This is a genomic window from Paraburkholderia elongata (assembly GCF_013177735.1).
Lineage (GTDB): Bacteria > Pseudomonadota > Gammaproteobacteria > Burkholderiales > Burkholderiaceae > Paraburkholderia > Paraburkholderia elongata.
Map to the genome: position 1 here is coordinate 87,369 of NZ_WOEZ01000036.1, position 18,474 is coordinate 105,842.

Consider the following 18,474-nt stretch of genomic DNA (forward strand, 5'->3'; position numbering starts at 1 on the left):
TTGTTGCGCGCGGCACGCTGGTTGGGACGACGGGTCGAAAAGACAAGTTGAAACGACGGGTTGCGGCGGCGCCAGTGGGCAGGCCGCACAAACCAAGTCGCCCCTTACCCTTGCGCTTCGAATGCGGCAGCCGCCCGGCCGAGCCGGTCGTTGACCGCGATCCATTCGATCGTATCAGGCAGCTTCTCGATCAGAATCCGCGACACGTTCGCGCGATCCAGCGCCCTGAGCAAGCCATACAACTCACGCGCATAAACGTGCGGATCTTCAGGCGCGGCAATGAAATGCACGCCCTCGGCATAAGCCCACTCCCCTGCGCGGGAAGCGCGCGCTACCAAGGCAACGCGCTCATCGCTCTGGCGCGTCGCGAGCAAGGTCTGCAATGCATCAAAAGGCAGCAAAGCTAACGGCGTACGCGGCGCATAGTGCGCCTTCAACGTACCCGAAGCCCGCGGAGCCGTCGCATCCGATCCATCTGGCAAGCGTGGCGCTTCGCCGAGCACGTCGGCGATATCCTGCGGCGTCACCCGCCCCGGCCTCAACAACGCCGGAAACCCGCGCGACAAATCCAGAATCGTCGATTCGATCCCGACGTCCGACGCGCCCCCGTCGAGCACATGAATCGCGCTGCCGAACTCGTCGCGCACATGCTGCGCCGTCGTCGGGCTCACGTGACCAAAACGATTCGCCGACGGCGCAGCAACACCACCATGCCCGTTGCGTAACGCGCTGAATGCCTCCAGCAACGCCTGAGCAACCGGATGCGACGGACAGCGCAAACCCACCGAATCCTGCCCACCGCTCACCGCCGCGTTAATTCGCGCCGCGCGCTTCAGGATCAACGTGAGCGGCCCCGGCCAGAACGCATCGATCAAGCGCTGCGCCTCCGCGGGCAAATGCTCGACCCAGTAGTTCGGATCGCCCTGCGGCGCCAGATGCACGATCACCGGATGATTTGCCGGCCTGCCTTTCGCCGCGTAGATACGCGCGACCGCGTCCGGACTTTCGGCGTCGCCGCCGAGTCCGTAGACAGTCTCTGTCGGGAACGCGACGAGGCCGCCCGCGTCGAGCAGCTCGGCGGCGTACTCGATCTGTTCGGCGCTCACAGGCAAGGCGCTCGCGGCGCCCCCTTCGGCAGGTTTGCTTTGGTCCGGCATGGCGTTCGCGTCAGCGCGTGATGATGTGCAGGAGCCGCGCGCAATCGCGCGCCGCCGTGCGGGCTTCTTCGAGCGTCGCGGCCGTGAAGTTCACGTGACCCATCTTGCGGCCGCAACGTGCTTCTTCCTTGCCGTACAGATGCAAACGCGCGGCCGGTATCGCGGCGACTTCGTGCCACGGCGGCGTGACCGACGCGCCCTTCGGGCCGCCCGGGAACCAGACGTCGCCAAGGATGTTCAGCATCGCCGCCGGCGAATGCTGGCGCGTGTCGCCGAGCGGCATACCGGTCATCGCTCGGACCTGCTGTTCGAACTGGCTGGTCGCGCAGGCATCGACGGTGTAATGGCCGGAGTTGTGCGGACGCGGCGCCATTTCATTAGCGACGATCGATCCGTCTTCGAGAATGAAGAACTCGACGCACAGCACGCCGACATAGCCGAGCTTGTCCGCGATTTGCAGCGCAGCCTGCTGCGCTTGCCCGACCAGCGTCGGGCTTGCATCCGGCGCGGGGACGATGGTGTGCGACAACACGCCGTCGCGATGCGTGTTCTGCGCCAGCGGGTACACCACTGACGCGCCGCTCGCCGCGCGCGCGATCAGCGCGGACACTTCGAACTTCAACGGCAAGCGCTTTTCCAGCACGCACGGAACGCCCGCGAGCGACGCATGCGCCTCACGCACTTCCTCGGCGTTGCGCACGCGGATCTGGCCTTTGCCGTCATAGCCCATGCGCGCAGTCTTGAGAATGCCGGGCAGCACGGCTTCGAGCTTCGTATCGTCGAGCGCGGCAAGCGCATCCGAAGATTCGATCACGACATGCGGCGCCACCGTCACGCCCGACGACGCGATAAAACGCTTCTCGGCGATCCGGTCCTGCGCCACGGCGACGCAACGGCCGGCCGGGCTCACAAACGTGGTTTTCGCGAGGAAATCGAGGCTCGCCGCCGGCACGTTCTCGAACTCAGTCGACACCGCCGCGCACAGCCGCGCGAGTTCGGTGAGCGACGCTTCGTCGTCGTAAGGCGCACGGATATGGCGGTCGGCAACCGCGCCCGCGGGACTGTTTTCGTCCGGGTCGAGCACGGCGACGCGATAGCCCATCGCCTGAGCGGCAAAGCAGAACATGCGGCCGAGCTGGCCGCCACCGACCATGCCAAGCCATGCGCCGGGCAGAATCGGTGAAACCGGTGTGTTGTCTGGGTTCATCTTAGTGGTCGGTCACGGCCGGATGCGCATGCAAAACGTGCAATAGCAGCACCCGGCCGGGGGTCAGACAGGGGGGACGTCTAAAAGCAATCAGCCTTGGCGCTTACAGCGCCGGCAGCACCATTGCGTGGGCCGCTTCGTTCTGGCGCATGCGGAACGCAGCCAGTTTCTCCGCATACTCGGCACTCGTGCCGCTCAGCATCGACACCGCGAACAGCGCCGCATTCGCTGCGCCCGCTTCGCCGATTGCAAACGTGGCGACCGGCACGCCCTTGGGCATCTGCACGATAGAGTGCAACGAATCGACGCCCTTCAGATACTTGCTCGCCACCGGCACGCCGAGCACCGGCACCGTGGTCTTGGCGGCCAACATACCGGGCAGATGCGCGGCGCCTCCCGCACCCGCGATGATCGCGCGAATGCCGCGCTCGCGCGCGCTTTCGGCATACGCAAACATCTCGTCGGGCATCCGGTGCGCGGACACGACCTTGGCTTCATACGGCACGCCGAATTCTTGCAGAATCGCGACGGCGTTCTTCATCACTTCCCAGTCGGAACTGGAACCCATCAGCACGCCGACAACGGGCGCGCCATGCGTATGGGCAGTCTGGACTTCACTCATCTTACGGCTTCCTTGTTTCTTGAGAGCGCCCCCAAACCTGTCGCTTCGCGCCAGGCCCCCCGAGGGGGGTGATAAAACTTGGGGCGGCCCGGCGTTTTCTCACGCGATGCGGACTAACCAGGTGCGCGTAATCAAGCGAGCTTGTGTCCGGTCAGGCGTTCGAGCGCTTCCTGGTACTTCTCGCCCGTCTTCGTGACCACGTCGTCCGGCAGCTTCGGTGCCGGCGGCTCTTTCTTCCACGTTTGAGTTTCGAGCCAGTCGCGCACGAACTGCTTGTCGAACGACGGCGGGTTGGTGCCGACCTGATACTGGTCAGCCGGCCAGAAGCGCGACGAGTCAGCAGTCAGCGCCTCGTCCATCAGGTACAGCTGGCCGTGGTTGTCCAGACCGAATTCGAACTTCGTATCCGCGATGATGATGCCGCGCGTGGCGGCGTAGTCAGCCGCTTCCTTGTACAGCTTGATCGAGATGTCGCGGATCGTGGCCGACAGTTCGGTGCCGATGCGGCGCTCCATCTCGTTGTACGTGATGTTCTCGTCGTGATGGCCCATTTCGGCCTTGGCTGCCGGCGTGAAAATCGGCTCAGGCAGCTTTTGCGCGTTTTGCAGACCCGGCGGCAGTTCGACACCGCACACCGAACCGGTTGCCTGGTAGTCTTTCCAGCCGCTGCCGGCCAGATAGCCACGCACCACCGCTTCGACGAGGATCGGCTCGAGGCGCTTCACCACCACCGCACGGCCCTTGACCTGCTCGACTTCGTCTGCCGCCACCACGGATTCGGGCGCCACGCCCGTGAGGTGGTTCGGCACCACGTGCTTCAGCTTCTCGAACCAGAAGTTCGCCATTTCGTTGAGCACGCGGCCCTTATTCGGAATCGGCTCGCCCATGATGACGTCGAACGCCGACAGACGGTCGGTCGTGACGATCAGCAACTGGTCGTTGCCCACCGCATAGTTGTCGCGGACTTTACCGCGGCCGAGCAGCGGCAGCGAGTGGAGCGTGGATTCGTAAAGGGTAGACATCGTCGTGGTTCGCTAAAAGTGGGGCAAAAAGTGTGACCGGAACAAAAGGGAAACGCCGTTCCCCGGATGATGCGGGAACGGCGATCGAACGACAACCTGGCCAATCAGCCAAGTGTAGAGCTTGGTTATAGCTTAGCGGACGACTTGCGCGAGCTCGCCCGACTTGTACTTCTCCGCGATTTTATCAAGCGAAACCGGCTTGATCTTGCCAGCCTGGCCTTCGCAGCCGAATTGCGTGAAGCGCTCGAGACAGATCTTCATCGCGGCTTCGCGCGCCGGCTTCAGATAATCGCGCGGATCGAACTTGCCCGGATTGGTCGCCATGTAGCGGCGGATTGCGCCGGTGATCGCAAGACGCAGGTCGGTGTCGATATTGACCTTGCGCACGCCGTGCTTGATGCCTTCCTGAATCTCTTCGACCGGCACGCCGTAGGTTTCCTTCATGTCGCCGCCGAATTCGCGGATTTCCGCGAGCAGTTCCTGCGGCACCGACGACGAACCGTGCATCACCAGGTGCGTGTTCGGAATGCGCTGGTGAATTTCCTTGATGCGCTGGATCGACAGGATGTCGCCCGTGGGCTTCTTGCTGAACTTGTACGCGCCGTGCGACGTACCGATCGCGATCGCGAGGGCGTCGCATTGCGTCTGCTTGACGAAGTCGGCAGCCTGCTCCGGGTCGGTCAGCAGTTGCTCGCGGGTCATCGTGCCTTCCGCGCCGTGGCCGTCTTCCTTGTCGCCTTTCATGGTTTCCAGCGAACCAAGCACGCCCAGTTCCGCTTCCACCGTGATGCCGATCGAGTGAGCCGCTTCAACCACCTTGCGCGAGACTTCAACGTTGTATTCGTACGATGCGACGGTCTTGCCGTCGGCTTCGAGCGAGCCGTCCATCATCACGCTGGTGAAACCGCTGCGGATCGCCGCCATACAGACCGCCGGCGATTGACCGTGGTCTTGGTGCATCACGACCGGAATGTGCGGGTACGATTCGACCGCGGCTTCAATCAGGTGGCGCAGAAACGGCTCGCCCGCGTACTTACGCGCGCCGGCCGACGCCTGCATGATGACCGGCGCGTTGACCTTGTCGGCCGCGGCCATGATGGCCTGCACTTGCTCCAGATTGTTCACGTTGAATGCAGGAATGCCATAACCGTTTTCGGCGGCATGGTCCAGCAATTGACGCATTGATACGAGAGGCATGCTGTAACTCCTTAGATTGAAACGAATTCTGTGCCGTCGGCATCTTTTTTGGCGATTTTACGCGAAGCAAGCTGCATACCCGTTCACACATTCCCTAAAGCGCGTTTTCCTTCACGCGCGATTGGAGTCTGTGCGCCGCCTCTCGCGGGGCATGACAGCCTGCTTCGCTTAGGTCAAGCCTGTGTCGATCGGCAGGATGGTTGCCGCCGAATCAAAACGGCTCGCCGACGCGCACGATTTTCAGCGTATTCGTGCCGCCTGCCTGGCCCATCGGCTCGCCGACGGTCAGCACCACCATGTCGCCGCGCGACGCGTAGCCCTTGCTGACCACGGTTTCCAACGCCTGCTGCAACGCGGTGTCGCGGTCGCTGCTGGTGTCCAGATGCAGCGACGTGACATTGCGGTAGATCGCCATCGCCCGTTCGCTACCGACGCGCGGCGTGAGCGCGAAAATCGGCACGTGCGTCGAGTGCCGCGACATCCACAGCGCGGTCGAACCCGATTCGGTCAACGCAACAATCGCCTTGGCGCCGAGGTGATAGGCCGTGAACAGCGCGCCCATGGCGATGGACTGGTCGATTCGCGTGAACGTGCGGTCGAGGAAATCCTTGTCCAGCTCCGACTTTTCCGACTTCTCGGCTTCCAGGCAGATCGCAGCCATCGTTTCGATGGTCTGCACCGGGTACTTGCCAGCTGCCGATTCCGCCGACAGCATCACCGCATCGGTGCCGTCGAGCACCGCGTTGGCGACGTCCGACACTTCCGCGCGGGTCGGCACCGGGGCGTAGATCATCGACTCCATCATCTGGGTCGCGGTGATCACGAACTTGTTCGATTCGCGCGCCATACGGATCATGCGCTTTTGCAGTGCGGGAACTGCGGCATTCCCCACTTCCACGGCCAGATCGCCGCGCGCGACCATGATGCCGTCCGATGCGTCGAGGATGCCTTGCAGCGCCGGAATTGCTTCCGCCCGCTCGATCTTCGCGATCATCTTCGGCTTGATGCCGTAGGGCGCGCCCGCGATGTTCGCGAGCTGGCGAGCCATTTCCATGTCGGTGGCGTTCTTGGGGAACGATACCGCGACGAAATCCACGCCGAGCGACATCGCCGTGCGAATGTCTTCCATGTCTTTCGCGGTCAGCGCCGGCGCCGACAGGCCGCCACCCTGGCGGTTGATACCCTTGTTGTTCGACAGCTCGCCGCCGATCTTCACGGTGGTGTGGATTTCGCTGCCGATCACACGCTCGACGTCCAGCACGATCAGGCCGTCGTTGAGCAACAACACGTCGCCCGGTTTCAGGTCACGCGGCAGGTCCTTGTAGTCGAGACCGGCGCGTTGTTCATTGCCGAGTTCGCATTCGGCGTCAAGCACGAACGGCTCGCCGGCGACCAGCATGATCTTGCCGTTTTCGAATTTGCCGACGCGAATCTTCGGGCCTTGCAGGTCGGCCATGATGGCGACTTCACGGCCGGCCTGGCGGGCCGCCTCGCGCACGAATTCGGCGCGCTGGCGGTGGTCGTCGGCGGTGCCGTGCGAGAAATTGAGCCGCACCACGTCCAACCCTGCTCGAATCATTTGCAGCAGAATTTCCGGCGTACTGGAAGCCGGTCCGATGGTAGCGACAATCTTGGTGGCGCGATGCATGAGTCTCCTCGTCTGGGTGGGGTCGCTGGAATGAGCGCTGCGAGTCGGATGCGGAGGCTGCGCACCGAAGGGTGCTGCTGGGGGCTGCGCGCCGGTTGAAACCAGCGTCGCTTTATGGGGTGAAGCGGTGTTCGACACCAGCACGGGGGGTGCCGGTGGGGGTGCGAGCGCGACCTCTTCGTCCGGGAGTTCTGCCGGCGAATGGGCGGCTTGTCCGTGGGACAATTCCGCTGCCTCGCTGGCAGTGGTCAACTCCGCGAGCGCGAGGGGCGACCCGGATTCTTCCTGCTGCGCAATAACAGATTCAACAGATTCGACCGCGGCCGTCGTGGCGGCGGAGCGCGCTGCGCGCTCCCCTGCCGTTGCTGCTGCGGTGTTGCGCGACTTGCTGCCGCGCGCTTTTGCAGACTTCACTGAGGGGGAGCGCGTCGCCACGTTAAGCCCGCGATTCCAGAACTGCGACAGCGGGCAGTGTCTTGCCCTCGAGGAACTCGAGGAAGGCACCGCCGCCCGTCGAGATGTAGCTGACCTTGTCGTGGATGCCGTACTTGGCAATCGCCGCCAGCGTGTCGCCGCCGCCTGCAATCGAGAACGCCGGCGATTTGGCGATCGCGTCAGCCAGGGTCTTGGTACCGTTGCCGAACTGATCGAATTCGAACACGCCAACCGGGCCGTTCCACACAATCGTGCCGGCTTTTTCCAGTTGTGCGGCGAGCACCTTCGCGGTTTCCGGTCCGATGTCGAGGATCATGTCGTCGTCCTGCACATCGGCGACGGCCTTCACTTCGGCCTTGGCGGTCGGCGAAAACTCTTTCGCCGTGACCACATCGGTCGGAATCGGCACCGAGGCGCCGCGGGCTTTCGCTGCGTCGATGATGGCCTTGGCTTCGGCGACCAGATCGGCTTCGGCGAGCGACTTGCCGATCTTCAGGCCGGCGGCCAGCATGAACGTGTTGGCAATGCCGCCGCCGACGATCAGCTGATCGACCTTGTCGGCGAGCGACTTCAGGATGGTCAGCTTGGTGGACACCTTCGAGCCGGCGACGATCGCCACCAGCGGACGCTTCGGTGCGCCCAGCGCCTTGCCGAGCGCTTCGAGCTCAGCGGCCAGCAGCGGGCCGGCGCAGGCGATCGGCGCGTACTTCGCGATGCCGTGCGTGGTGGCTTCGGCGCGGTGCGCGGTGCCGAAAGCATCGTTCACATAGATGTCGCAGAGCTTCGCCATTTTCTGCGCGAGCTCGTCGGAATCTTTCTTTTCGCCCTTGTTGACGCGGCAGTTTTCCAGCAGCACGACCTGGCCCGGTGCGACGTTCACGCCGTTTTCGACCCAGTTGGCGACCAGCGGCACGTCACGGCCGAGCAGCTCGGCCAGACGCTTCGCGACCGGCGCAAGCGAGTCTTCCGGCTTGAATTCGCCTTCAGTGGGGCGGCCCAGGTGCGACGTGACCATCACGGCGGCGCCTGCGTCCAGCGCGGCCTTGATCGCCGGCACGGAGGCGCGGATGCGGGTGTCTTCGGTGATGTTGCCTTGATCGTCCTGCGGCACGTTCAGATCGGCGCGGATGAACACGCGTTTGCCGGATAGCTTGCCTTCGGCGATCAGATCGGAGAGACGCAATACCTTGTTCATGGGCGTGTATGTGCGAGTTGATGAGAAGGCGGTGGCGGACGACGCGCTGGGCCTCAAGCGCGGCAAACTCCAGCGCTTCGGCACGGCAGCGGCTCCACTGAATCGGGCGCCGGCGGCATGGCCGCAGCTGTCGCGCCATGCACCGGCGCGCTTATCCCGGAAACGGCCATTTTAACTGATCCACACTGCCTTCTGACCCGCACCTAGGCGAATGTCCCGTATTTGAAGAATGCGCCGCGCATGTCGCAACGCAACATTTTCAGCTCAATCAATTACATAAAGAGGCGCAAGAGCGTGAACACGACCATTCCCACCACAATCGTACCGAGCATGGTGCGCCGCCACAAAAACCACGCAAGACCGGACAGCGACGCGTAAAACTCGTGGTTCGATGGCGCGAACGAGAGCCCCTCTGGCGTCGCCAGCACATCGGGCAGCACGACGGCGGCAAGCGCCGCGGCCGGCGCATAGCGCAGCATCCGCTGAACGCGCTCCGGCAAAACGGTGCGCTCGCCGCCGATTAGAAACATGGCGCGTGTCACTGCAGTGACGAAAGTCATGCCGATAATGGACAGCCAGATCTGCGTAGATGTCATTGGGAATCTCCGGCGCTGTTACGGATGCGGCGCAAGTCGGCACGCTCGACCATCAGGTCGGCGGCACTGCCCGCGACAATCGCCGCAATCACCGCGAGCGGCAGCGCGAGCCGGTACGGCAGGTCGAATGCGAGCAGCGACACCAGGCCGGCGATACTGACAGCAACCAGCGTGGAGCGCGTGGCGATCGCCGACACCATGATGGGCAGCAGCGCCAGCGTACCCGCCAGCGCGAGGCCCCAGTTGTCCGGAATCAGGCTCGCCAGCAGGATGCCGGCGATCGACGACACCTGCCACGACAACCAGCTGCAGATCGCCATGCCCCAGAAGTACGCCTCTTTGCCCGGCAGGTAACCGGTCTGGAAGCTCTTCTTCTGGAACAGCAGATAGATCACGTCGCCGTTGAAGTAGCCCAGCACGATGCGCCGCCACATCGGCAGATAGGAGAAATGCGGCGCGAGGCCGGCGCTGAAGATCACAAAACGCGTATTGACCATGGCAGCAGTGAGCAGCACGGTCCAGATCGGCAGCTTGGCTGCCAGCAGCGGCAGCACGGCCAGTTGCGACGAACCGGCGTAGCACAGCAGCGACATGGTGAGCGCCTGCGGCAGCGTGAGCACGGACTTGCTCATCGCAATGCCGGTCACGAGGCCCCAGGAGAAAATCGCCATCAGCGTGGGCGAATAGTCGCGCGCGCCCTCACGGAAGGCACGGCGATCGGTATCTGACAGTCGAGCGAGCATGAGGCGAAACGCGGGCACGAGGCGGCGCCGCAACGAAGGGAAGTCGGCGCCAGGTCGTCAAGCACCCGCTGGCGCATCCGGATTTGAATTATGCGTGCGCCGAATTATAGCGCCCGGTATGCGGCCAAATGCCCGTTTCGTGTGCAAAAGACGCTAAAATGACGCTCTTTCACCGCACTGCTGGAGAATCGTATGTCAATGGCCGACCGCGACGGCAAGATCTGGATGGATGGCAAGCTCATCGAATGGCGCGACGCCAAGATCCACGTGCTTACCCACACGCTGCATTACGGCATGGGCGTTTTCGAAGGCGTACGCGCCTACAAGACGGCGGACGGCGGCACGGCGATTTTCCGCCTCCAGGAACACACCAAGCGCCTCTTGAACTCGGCCAAGATCTTCCAGATGGCCGTGCCGTTCGACCACGAAACGCTCGCCGCCGCACAGTGCGAAGTGGTCCGTGCAAACAAGCTGGAATCCTGCTACCTGCGCCCGATCATCTGGGTCGGCTCGGAAAAGCTCGGCGTGTCGGCCAAGGGCAACACGATCCACGTGGCGATCGCCGCGTGGCCGTGGGGCGCTTACCTCGGTGAAGACGGCATTGCCAAGGGCATCCGCGTGAAGACCTCGTCGTTCACGCGCCATCACGTGAACGTGTCGATGGTCCGCGCCAAGGCGTCGGGCTGGTACGTGAACTCGATCCTCGCCAACCAGGAAGCGATTGCCGACGGTTACGACGAAGCGCTGCTGCTGGACGTGGACGGCTACGTGTCGGAAGGCTCCGGCGAGAACTTCTTCCTCGTGAACAACGGCAAGCTGTACACGCCGGATCTGGCGTCGTGCCTCGACGGCATTACGCGCGACACGGTCATCACGCTGGCGCGCGACGCGGGCATCCAGGTGATCGAAAAGCGCATCACGCGCGACGAAGTCTATACCTGCGACGAAGCCTTCTTCACCGGCACCGCCGCGGAAGTCACACCGATCCGCGAACTTGACAACCGCACGATCGGCTCGGGCGCACGCGGCCCGATCACCGAGAAGCTGCAATCGGGCTTCTTCGATATCGTGAACGGCAAGAGCGAGAAGTACGCGCACTGGCTGACCAAGATTTAACGCGCGCTGCGCCGGCCCCGGGCCCTCGGCTTTTTGCCGGCGCAACGCACGCACCCTGCACTCAACGAGAAAGTCCCCATGAGCGAAATCAAGGAAATGCCGCTGGTCGAACTGTCGGCAAAAGACCTGCCGGCGTATTGCCCGAACCCAGCCATGCCGCGCTGGAGCGCGCATCCGCGCGTCTTTATCGACGTCACGCACGGCGAAGCCAAATGCCCGTATTGCAGCACGCGCTACAAGCTGCGTGACGGCGAAGTGGTCAGGGGTCATTAAACCTGAACGCTGCGCACTGAGCGCTGATCGCTTGCTGCGCTCTTTGCCGGCCCGCCCACTGCCCGGTTCGCCACATGACGGGCCGGCTTTGCTATTGCAGCAGGTAACGGCAAAGCGAGCGCTTCGCAGCAAAGCCGCAGCCGCGGCAGGGCCGGCCTTGCCGGATCCGCACAGCAAAGCTCGTGGCTTTTCCCATTTGACACAATCGAACGCCACGCGCATGGTTCGCGCGGCGCTTCGTTTCGATACCGGACACTCACTCTGATGCGTCGCGCGTTGGTTATCGCACCGAACTGGATCGGTGACGCATTGATGGCGCAGCCGCTGTTTGCGCGCCTCGTGAAATTGCATCCGCGCATCGTGATCGACGCGGTCGCGCCCTCATGGGTCGCACCCGTACTCGAACGTATGCCCGAGATCCGCGACGTCTACGCCACGGACCTTGCGCACGGCAAGCTGCAGATGCTGCGCCGCTGGCAACTGGCGAGCGACTTGCGCGATGTCGGGTACGACGCGGCCTATGTCCTGCCGAATTCGCTCAAGTCGGCGCTGATTCCGTGGATGGCGAGCGTTCCGCTACGCATCGGCTATACCGGCGAAAGCCGCTACGGCTTGCTGAACGTGCGTCACGCGAATCCGCGCAAAGATGAGCGCCCGCCGATGGTCGGCCACTACGCCGCCCTCGCCTACGCGCCCGGCGCCAAGGTCCCCGACGACCTGCCGATGCCGCGGCTCGACGCGGACCTGAACGAAGCCTCGCGGGTATCGGCGCGCTTCAATCTGGATACGCGCGTGCCACTGCTGGTGTTCTGCCCGGGCGCCGAGTACGGTCCGGCCAAGCGCTGGCCGCCCGAGCATTTCGCAGCGCTCGCGCAGATGGTCGGCCAGTCGTTCCCGTACACGCAGATCGTCGCGCTCGGCTCGCCAAAAGACGCGCCGCTGGCCCAGGTCATCGCCGAGAAGGCGCCGAACGTGCGTAACCTGTGCGGCCAGACCGCGCTGAGCGAGGCTTGCGCGCTAATCTCGCGAGCCAACGCAATCGTCACCAACGATTCCGGCCTGATGCACGTAGCCGCCGCATTGCGCCGGCCGCTGGTGGCCGTGTACGGTTCGACCGATCCGCGCCACACGCCGCCCTTGTCCGAGCTTGCGAAGGTACAATGGCTCCATCTCGAATGCAGTCCCTGTTTTCAGCGCGAGTGTCCGCTAGGGCATCTGAACTGCCTGAAGCAGTTGAGCGCCGAGCAGGTATTCGGCGATTTGCGCGGCATGTTGCTTGCGCAACGTTGAACCAAACTGATTCGACTGATACTTGCACGCAACACCGCACGCCTCTGAGCGCGTCGCGTCATGTTCGCGCCTTGCGGCGCGGGCATTCTCGCGCTTGGGTGCGATTGTCCGGTGCTCCGGACTGTCCCGCTGACCGCTGCCCCGCAACCGCGCGCCGCGCACAAGAGACTGACGAGCCATGCCACGTTTTGCCCATATCTTCGAAGCCGCCGCCGATACGCTGAACGCCTATTACCAGGCCGTCGCCGCGGTGAATATCGACAGCTTGATGGGCCTGTGGATCGATGAGGAGTTCGTTAGCTGCATTTGCGCCGACGGCTCCCACCTGCACGGCCTCGACAGCATTCGCGCCGGCTTGCAAATCCAGCTCGAAACCGCGCCCGTTTCGATTGAACCGCTCGATATTCGCGTCTATGACAGCCTCGGCACCGTCGTCTACGCCATTGCCGAAGCGCACCGCCCCGCCGATCCGAAGGCAGCGCCCGCGATGGTGTTCACCACTTACGTGATGGTCCATGAACGCGGCGAGTGGCGGATTGCGCATATTCACGCAAGTCCGATGCCGAATGAGGCCGCCAGCCAGTTCGCCACGAAGATGCGGCATGGCCAGGGGTCGTTGCACTGACGCCTGACGGGCGTTTCGCCTGTTTTACCGGTTTTACCTTTTTGCTTTGACGCTGGCATGAGCACGCCCCGCAGGAAGTCCCCCGCCCCAAACGAAGTCCACCGCCCGGAAGGAAGTCCCATTGGGGGATTGGGGGATTGGCGGACGACGCACAATAAATCCGCCTCTACCGGCGCAGCACGCGCCGCGACCGCTGTCGAGGCCACCGTCGACCTGCTCTACCGCGCGCCGCTCTGGCTGCCGAACCGGCATGTGCAGACCATCGTCCCTGCGCTGTTCGCGCGGCGTCCGGCAATCACGTTCCGGCGCGAGCGCTGGGATACGCCGGATGGCGACTTCATCGATCTCGATTGGGTAGTGCATGACGGCGGCAAACCCACCTCTGCGCTCGCCTCCCCGTCTCACCTTCCCGCAAGCGACGCTCCGCTTTTCGTCCTGTTTCACGGTCTCGAAGGCGGTTCCACGTCGCACTATGCCGCCGCGTTGATGGCGGCCGCCCGCGAGTACGGCTGGCACGGCGTCGTGCCGCACTTTCGCAGTTGCAGCGGACCGCTGAATTTGTTGCCGCGTTTTTATCATCTCGCCGACAGCAACGAAGTCGACTGGATCCTGCGCCGCCTGCGCGCCACGCACCGCGGGCCGATCGTGGCGGCGGGCGTGTCGCTCGGCGGCAATGTGCTGCTGCGCTGGCTCGGCGAACGGCGTGAAGATGCGTCGCCGGTGCTCTCGGCCGCCGCGGCGATTTCGACGCCGATAGATGTGCATGCCGGCGGCCGTGCGTTATCGCAGGGCTTCGGCATGGTCTACACGCGCAGTTTCCTCAAGACGCTGAAGCAGAAAGCCGAACAGAAGCTCGCGCAATTTCCGGGGCTGTTCGACCGCGACGCGATGCTGGCGAGCCGCACGATGTACGACTTCGACAACGTCGTGACGGCGCCGCTGCACGGCTTTCGCGATACCGACGACTACTGGAGCAGCGCGACCACGCGGCCGTTGCTGCCTGGCATTGTCGTGCCGACACTCGTGCTGAACGCGCGCAACGATCCGTTCTTACCGGCCGAAGCGTTACCGGCGCAGCATGAGGTGTCGGCATTCGTAGAGCTCGATCAACCCCGCCACGGCGGCCACGCCGGCTTTATGACCGGACCCTTCCCGGGCCGCCTCGACTGGTTGTCGCGGCGCGTGCTCGGTTACCTGGAGCGGTACGTCGATCATGGATGAAATCGTCAAGCAGGCTTTGGCCAAATGGCCGAACGTGCCGAGTTGCACGGGATGGTTGATGCTGGACCGGCGCGGCAACTGGCGTATGCGGGATGAAGCCGCTCAGGCCAGCGGTGCGCCCGGTACGCCGATTCGGCATGAGGCGTTGCTCGGATTTATCAATCGGAATTACGACGCCGACGACCGCGGGCAGTGGTTTTTCCAGAATGGGCCGCAGCGGGTGTATATCGAGTTGGGTTATACGCCGTGGGTGGTGAGGTTGTCAGCCGATACCGATGCCGCTGGCGCGCTTTCTTTGACTGACCAGGCCGGTGGGGCTTTCGAGCCTTCGGCTGTGTTTGTCGACGATGAAGGTGGGATTCTGTTTGTCGATGGCTCCGCGCCACCGAGAGTCGCCGTTTTGCACGATCACGACCTCGAGGTTTTTTCTGATCACGCAGCGTTGGGCGATGACTCGATGAGCGGGGAGCTTCGCTGGAACAATGGCGTTGTTTTGCCCTTGCAGGGCGTGCAGCGACATGACGTTGCCGCGCGGTTCGGGTTTGTCGATAGTCCGGCGGCAAGTGCTTAGGTCGTTTGCCTGCTTACCGCCTGGCTCCTTTGCACAGGCCACGTTCTGGTCAGAGAGCGAAGACCGCAAACCACTAACTCTTCTCGTCGAGCCGTTCCTCTTTATAGAGGCGCTCCATCTCATGTAACCGGGCATCGACGGTAGCGAGATCGTAGTATCCGATCGCCTTCAGATTCCGCGCTTCCTTCAGTTGCCGGATGGCCGACGGCCAAGCCCCTTCGAGGGCGAATTTTTCGGCCAACGCCCGATGCTGCGTCAACGCGTCGCCACTGCCAGCGCTTGCCTGCGCGAGATACATCCACCAGGCAGGCTGATCGGGTTGTGCACGCGTTTCCTTCAGGGCCAAAGCCTGCGCGTCGGCAAATCGCTTCAAAGTCAGCGAGGTCTGGATATGCATGTCGATCGCGGCGTTCGACTGCGGCCAGCGCTTCTGCGCAAACTCGGCCAGACGAGCCGCCTCGTCATTATGCCCGGCGCGGCGCGCGATGTCGGCCGTCAGCACATCGAGACTCGGCGAACTGCGCATGGGCTCGCCTTCACCGCGTTCGCCGGCTGTAAACGCCGCGCGCGACGAAGCCAGTGACACCACCGCATCGTCGTAACGCTCGAGCAGCATCTGCCCATATGCAATCCCGTACCAGTTCGCAGCGATGTTCACCGCGGTACGGTCCTCGATTTCGGAGCGTAGGCGCGAAATCTCATCAGCGTATTCACTGCGCGAGCGGTCCTGCAGCAAGCGCGCCCGCGCCCGCACAAAACCATATTCGGACGTCTGATGCGGCTGCCGGTAAGGCGCGCGACGCGCACGGTCTGCCATGTCGGCAATCCGTTCGCCAGTCAGCGGGTGGGTGCGTGCGTAGGCCGGCACGCCCGTTTCGCTCATTGCCGCGCGATCGAGGCGGCCGAAAAACGTCGTCATCGCATAAGGGTCGTAGCCGGCACCGGCCAACAGCAGAAAGCCGACGCGGTCTGCTTCATGCTCGGCGGAGCGCGAGAAACGCAACTGGTTATCGACCGCATAAGCCTGTCCGCCAATCGCAATTGCGCTGCCGAGGTCGCCGCTGTGCGCGAGCACGCCCGCCAGAATGCCGAACAACAGGCCGGCGAGCGCGGCATAAGAACTGCGTTCGCCGGTGGTAATCATCCGCGAGATGTGCCGCTGCAAGACGTGCCCCATTTCGTGGCCAAGCACGGAGGCGAGTTCGGACTCGGTTTGCGTTGTCACGATCAAACCGGTGTTCACGCCGATAAAACCGCCCGGCAGCGAGAAGGCGTTGATCTGCGTGTCGCGGACCGCGAACAGCTCGAAGTCCGGACGATAGCCGCCGATGTATAGCGCGCTCGCCGCCGCGGCAAGTTTCGCGGCGACCGAGTTCAGGTAGTCGCGCACCAGCCAGTCGTCGAGATAGTCGGGGTCGCGGCGCAACTCGCGCATCACGCGCTCGCCAAGCTTGCGCTCGGCTTGTGGCGTCAACGAGCCGGAGCCGCCGTTGCCGAGGTCGGGCAGTTGCTGCGTGACGATCGGGGCACGCCAACTGGTGGTCGCGCCACTATTGCCGGAGAAGCGGCTCTGCGCACCGCCATAGACGCCGAATACGCCTTGGGCGATGTCAGGCGGCACGATGGGATCGGCGAAAGTTTCGACTGAGCCGCTTACCAACGGCGGTTCCGCGGGCTGCACGTTGAGCGCGAGGTTCGTGCCTGGAGCGGCGCGCGATTGCGCAAACGCACCCGGCGGCGCCGCGAGCGCGACAGACAACAACGCAGCAAGAAACCGTTTCGAACGCATCGCGAGGTCGGTATGACGAAGTCGAAAAGCGACGCCCGCCGCTCGGACTAAGATAGCGGGCATAGGGCAATTGTAATCATCCCGGCCCGCCCGACCACGCTGCTATGATAGGCGCCCTCTGAAGGAGCCCAACCATGCCTGAACTCACTCATTTCGACGCCGCCGGCCAGGCGCATATGGTGGACGTCGGCGGCAAGCAGGAGACCAAGCGCATCGCCGTCGCGCGTGGCTCGATTCGCATGCTGCCGGAGACATACGCGCTGATCCGCGATGGCAATGCCAAGAAGGGCGACGTGATCGGCATCGCGCGCATCGCCGCGATTCAAGGTTCGAAGCGCACCGCCGATCTGATCCCGCTATGTCATCCGCTCGCGCTGACGCGCGTGAAGGTGGACTTCGATCTCGATGAGACGCTGCCCGGCGTGCATTGCACGGTGCAGGTGGAGACGCTCGGGCGTACGGGCGTGGAAATGGAAGCGCTGACCGCCGTGCAGGTTGGACTGCTGACGGTGTACGACATGTGCAAAGCGGTGGATCGCGGGATGACGATCACCGATGTGAAAGTGCTGGAGAAGCACGGCGGGAAGTCGGGGGATTGGGTGGCAGAGAGTTAAACTATTGTTTTTACAGTCTTAATTCGACGCTACGCTTGATTCTGCAACGAAGCCATCGCCTGACAGAATCGCTACAAATCTGACTGCTAGCATACGAAAAATCGATCTTGTCCAAATTCTGTCCAAGTTGGAGACAGGAAATGGCATCAATCCGAAAAAGAGGTAACAAGTGGCAGGCACGCGTTTGCCGTGCGGGATACCCGGCTGAAACAAAGTCGTTCAACGTCTGCGCCGATGCAGAACGATGGGCGCGATCCGTCGAAACCGAGATGGATCGTGGGAGTTTCGTCAGTCGCAGTGAAGCTGAAGCGAACACTCTCGAAGACATCATCGAGCGTTACATCACTGACGTTTGTCCCACAAGGCGTAGCGGTGCGGACGAAATATCGCGGCTTCGGGCTACCTGCCGCACCAAACTCGCGAAACTCAGCATGGCCGCGTTGACACCAAAGGCAGTTGCGGCCTATCGGGACGAACGTCTGAAAAAGGTAAAGCCAGCCACGGTAATTCGAGAACTAGCGTATCTGTCTGCGATCATCAATCATGCACGTCGCGAATTGGACATCAACATTGCGAACCCCGTCGCGTTGATCCGCAAACCGCCGTCACCCCAAGGTCGAGATCGGGTATTGTCCGCCGACGAAGAAGCCCGACTACTTGCCGCACTGGTTCCGACTGGACGAAGGAACACATGGCTGCTCCCGGCAACAATATTGAGCTTGGAAACAGGGATGCGACGTGGCGAACTAGTTGAACTGCGATGGACGAACGTCAATCTCGAAGGCCAGACCGCTCATTTACCGATGACCAAGAACGGGACAGCACGGACAGTTCCTTTGTCCAAGAAAGCCGTTGCTACCTTGGTCGCCCTTCCACGATCCATCGACGGCAGAGTCATTCCGGTCAAAGGCAACACGTTGCATGCGGCTTTCAGGAAGGCGTGCAAACGAGCAAGGATCGCCGACTTCCACTGGCACGACCTTCGACATACGGCGATTACGCGACTGGCGCAGAAGCTACCGAACGTCATCGAACTGGCTGCTGTCTCCGGGCATCGTAGCTTGGCGATGTTGAAGCGGTACTACCATGCAACCGAGTTGGCTCAAAAACTTGGCTGAATGACAGGAAGATATTGCCGTCGCGGGACCCACTA

At 63.0% G+C, this 18,474-nt stretch carries 18 protein-coding genes; 8 read left to right on the plus strand and 10 right to left on the minus strand.

Features of this window, described 5'->3' with window-relative positions; genetic code table 11:
- Positions 1–104: 104 nt before the first annotated feature.
- The 9 genes from GNZ13_RS06835 to GNZ13_RS06875 all read right to left on the minus strand — a co-directional run bounded on the left by GNZ13_RS06835 (position 105) and on the right by GNZ13_RS06875 (position 9,822).
- Positions 105–1,157 carry an L-threonylcarbamoyladenylate synthase gene (locus GNZ13_RS06835; RefSeq protein WP_172161689.1) on the minus strand — a complete coding sequence of 351 codons (1,053 nt, stop codon included), beginning with the start codon at positions 1,155–1,157 and terminating at the stop codon, positions 105–107.
- A gap of 10 nt (positions 1,158–1,167) precedes the next feature.
- Positions 1,168–2,364, minus strand: coding sequence for a 5-(carboxyamino)imidazole ribonucleotide synthase (locus GNZ13_RS06840; RefSeq protein ID WP_172161691.1), 1,197 nt, complete (start codon positions 2,362–2,364; stop codon positions 1,168–1,170).
- A 103-nt stretch (positions 2,365–2,467) separates the two neighbouring features.
- Positions 2,468–2,986, minus strand: coding sequence for a 5-(carboxyamino)imidazole ribonucleotide mutase (gene purE / locus GNZ13_RS06845; RefSeq protein WP_172161693.1), 519 nt, complete (start codon positions 2,984–2,986; stop codon positions 2,468–2,470).
- Positions 2,987–3,117: 131 nt separating this feature from the next.
- The gene (locus GNZ13_RS06850) at positions 3,118–4,008 is read right to left on the minus strand and encodes a phosphoribosylaminoimidazolesuccinocarboxamide synthase (protein WP_172161696.1); all 891 of its coding nucleotides are present in this window, start codon (positions 4,006–4,008) and stop codon (positions 3,118–3,120) included.
- A gap of 132 nt (positions 4,009–4,140) precedes the next feature.
- Positions 4,141–5,205 carry a class II fructose-bisphosphate aldolase gene (gene fba / locus GNZ13_RS06855; protein WP_028196246.1) on the minus strand — a complete coding sequence of 355 codons (1,065 nt, stop codon included), beginning with the start codon at positions 5,203–5,205 and terminating at the stop codon, positions 4,141–4,143.
- 211 nt (positions 5,206–5,416) lie between these two features.
- Positions 5,417–6,853 (minus strand): pyruvate kinase, encoded by a 1,437-nt coding sequence (gene pyk, locus GNZ13_RS06860; RefSeq protein ID WP_172161796.1) that lies wholly within the window; start codon positions 6,851–6,853, stop codon positions 5,417–5,419.
- A gap of 436 nt (positions 6,854–7,289) precedes the next feature.
- Positions 7,290–8,483, minus strand: coding sequence for a phosphoglycerate kinase (locus tag GNZ13_RS06865; RefSeq protein WP_172161698.1), 1,194 nt, complete (start codon positions 8,481–8,483; stop codon positions 7,290–7,292).
- Between the two features lie 272 nt (positions 8,484–8,755).
- Positions 8,756–9,079 carry an AzlD domain-containing protein gene (locus GNZ13_RS06870; protein ID WP_172161700.1) on the minus strand — a complete coding sequence of 108 codons (324 nt, stop codon included), beginning with the start codon at positions 9,077–9,079 and terminating at the stop codon, positions 8,756–8,758.
- Positions 9,076–9,822: an AzlC family ABC transporter permease gene (locus GNZ13_RS06875; protein ID WP_172161798.1), complete on the minus strand. Its 747-nt coding sequence runs from the start codon at positions 9,820–9,822 to the stop codon at positions 9,076–9,078. The genes GNZ13_RS06870 and GNZ13_RS06875 overlap by 4 nt, the downstream gene beginning before the upstream one ends.
- Before the next feature lie 192 nt (positions 9,823–10,014).
- Between GNZ13_RS06875 and GNZ13_RS06880 the strand changes: the two genes are divergently transcribed.
- The 6 genes from GNZ13_RS06880 (at position 10,015) to GNZ13_RS06905 (ending at position 14,918) form a co-directional block, all read left to right on the plus strand.
- Positions 10,015–10,938, plus strand: coding sequence for a branched-chain amino acid transaminase (locus GNZ13_RS06880; RefSeq protein WP_172161702.1), 924 nt, complete (start codon positions 10,015–10,017; stop codon positions 10,936–10,938).
- A gap of 78 nt (positions 10,939–11,016) precedes the next feature.
- Positions 11,017–11,211 carry a zinc-finger domain-containing protein gene (locus GNZ13_RS06885; RefSeq protein ID WP_042321180.1) on the plus strand — a complete coding sequence of 65 codons (195 nt, stop codon included), beginning with the start codon at positions 11,017–11,019 and terminating at the stop codon, positions 11,209–11,211.
- A gap of 264 nt (positions 11,212–11,475) precedes the next feature.
- Positions 11,476–12,501, plus strand: a complete 1,026-nt coding sequence (gene waaF / locus GNZ13_RS06890; protein ID WP_172161704.1) for a lipopolysaccharide heptosyltransferase II — start codon at positions 11,476–11,478, stop codon at positions 12,499–12,501.
- Between the two features lie 178 nt (positions 12,502–12,679).
- The gene (locus GNZ13_RS06895) at positions 12,680–13,126 is read left to right on the plus strand and encodes a nuclear transport factor 2 family protein (RefSeq protein ID WP_172161706.1); all 447 of its coding nucleotides are present in this window, start codon (positions 12,680–12,682) and stop codon (positions 13,124–13,126) included.
- Positions 13,127–13,183: 57 nt separating this feature from the next.
- Positions 13,184–14,347, plus strand: a complete 1,164-nt coding sequence (locus tag GNZ13_RS06900; RefSeq protein WP_172161708.1) for a YheT family hydrolase — start codon at positions 13,184–13,186, stop codon at positions 14,345–14,347.
- Entirely contained in the window at positions 14,340–14,918 is a 579-nt protein-coding gene (locus GNZ13_RS06905) for a DUF2946 family protein (RefSeq protein WP_172161710.1), read from the plus strand. Before GNZ13_RS06900 ends, GNZ13_RS06905 begins: the two co-directional genes overlap by 8 nt.
- Before the next feature lie 73 nt (positions 14,919–14,991).
- Here GNZ13_RS06905 and GNZ13_RS06910 read toward each other — a convergent pair whose 3' ends face one another.
- Positions 14,992–16,707 carry a M48 family metalloprotease gene (locus GNZ13_RS06910; protein ID WP_172161712.1) on the minus strand — a complete coding sequence of 572 codons (1,716 nt, stop codon included), beginning with the start codon at positions 16,705–16,707 and terminating at the stop codon, positions 14,992–14,994.
- Positions 16,708–16,841: 134 nt separating this feature from the next.
- On the opposite strand from GNZ13_RS06910, the gene moaC reads away from it, so the two are divergent.
- Both moaC and GNZ13_RS06920 read left to right on the plus strand, forming a co-directional pair.
- Entirely contained in the window at positions 16,842–17,321 is a 480-nt protein-coding gene (gene moaC, locus GNZ13_RS06915; protein ID WP_172161714.1) for a cyclic pyranopterin monophosphate synthase MoaC, read from the plus strand.
- 140 nt (positions 17,322–17,461) lie between these two features.
- Positions 17,462–18,439, plus strand: coding sequence for a tyrosine-type recombinase/integrase (locus GNZ13_RS06920; RefSeq protein ID WP_172161716.1), 978 nt, complete (start codon positions 17,462–17,464; stop codon positions 18,437–18,439).
- Positions 18,440–18,474 lie beyond the last annotated feature (35 nt).

Excerpts from the sequence above, each read along its gene's own strand:
- GNZ13_RS06905 (WP_172161710.1), top strand. The coding sequence starts at position 14,340 with ATGGATGAAATCGTCAAGCAGGCTTTGGCCAAATGGCCGAACGTGCCG.
- GNZ13_RS06875 (WP_172161798.1), bottom strand. The coding sequence starts at position 9,822 with ATGCTCGCTCGACTGTCAGATACCGATCGCCGTGCCTTCCGTGAGGGC.
- GNZ13_RS06900 (WP_172161708.1), top strand. The coding sequence starts at position 13,184 with ATGAGCACGCCCCGCAGGAAGTCCCCCGCCCCAAACGAAGTCCACCGC.
- fba (WP_028196246.1), bottom strand. The coding sequence starts at position 5,205 with ATGCCTCTCGTATCAATGCGTCAATTGCTGGACCATGCCGCCGAAAAC.
- GNZ13_RS06850 (WP_172161696.1), bottom strand. The coding sequence starts at position 4,008 with ATGTCTACCCTTTACGAATCCACGCTCCACTCGCTGCCGCTGCTCGGC.
- waaF (WP_172161704.1), top strand. The coding sequence starts at position 11,476 with ATGCGTCGCGCGTTGGTTATCGCACCGAACTGGATCGGTGACGCATTG.
- GNZ13_RS06910 (WP_172161712.1), bottom strand. The coding sequence starts at position 16,707 with ATGCGTTCGAAACGGTTTCTTGCTGCGTTGTTGTCTGTCGCGCTCGCG.
- GNZ13_RS06835 (WP_172161689.1), bottom strand. The coding sequence starts at position 1,157 with ATGCCGGACCAAAGCAAACCTGCCGAAGGGGGCGCCGCGAGCGCCTTG.
- purE (WP_172161693.1), bottom strand. The coding sequence starts at position 2,986 with ATGAGTGAAGTCCAGACTGCCCATACGCATGGCGCGCCCGTTGTCGGC.
- pyk (WP_172161796.1), bottom strand. The coding sequence starts at position 6,853 with ATGCATCGCGCCACCAAGATTGTCGCTACCATCGGACCGGCTTCCAGT.
- GNZ13_RS06895 (WP_172161706.1), top strand. The coding sequence starts at position 12,680 with ATGCCACGTTTTGCCCATATCTTCGAAGCCGCCGCCGATACGCTGAAC.
- GNZ13_RS06920 (WP_172161716.1), top strand. The coding sequence starts at position 17,462 with ATGGCATCAATCCGAAAAAGAGGTAACAAGTGGCAGGCACGCGTTTGC.
- GNZ13_RS06865 (WP_172161698.1), bottom strand. The coding sequence starts at position 8,483 with ATGAACAAGGTATTGCGTCTCTCCGATCTGATCGCCGAAGGCAAGCTA.
- GNZ13_RS06880 (WP_172161702.1), top strand. The coding sequence starts at position 10,015 with ATGTCAATGGCCGACCGCGACGGCAAGATCTGGATGGATGGCAAGCTC.
- GNZ13_RS06840 (WP_172161691.1), bottom strand. The coding sequence starts at position 2,364 with ATGAACCCAGACAACACACCGGTTTCACCGATTCTGCCCGGCGCATGG.
- GNZ13_RS06870 (WP_172161700.1), bottom strand. The coding sequence starts at position 9,079 with ATGACATCTACGCAGATCTGGCTGTCCATTATCGGCATGACTTTCGTC.
- GNZ13_RS06885 (WP_042321180.1), top strand. The coding sequence starts at position 11,017 with ATGAGCGAAATCAAGGAAATGCCGCTGGTCGAACTGTCGGCAAAAGAC.
- moaC (WP_172161714.1), top strand. The coding sequence starts at position 16,842 with ATGCCTGAACTCACTCATTTCGACGCCGCCGGCCAGGCGCATATGGTG.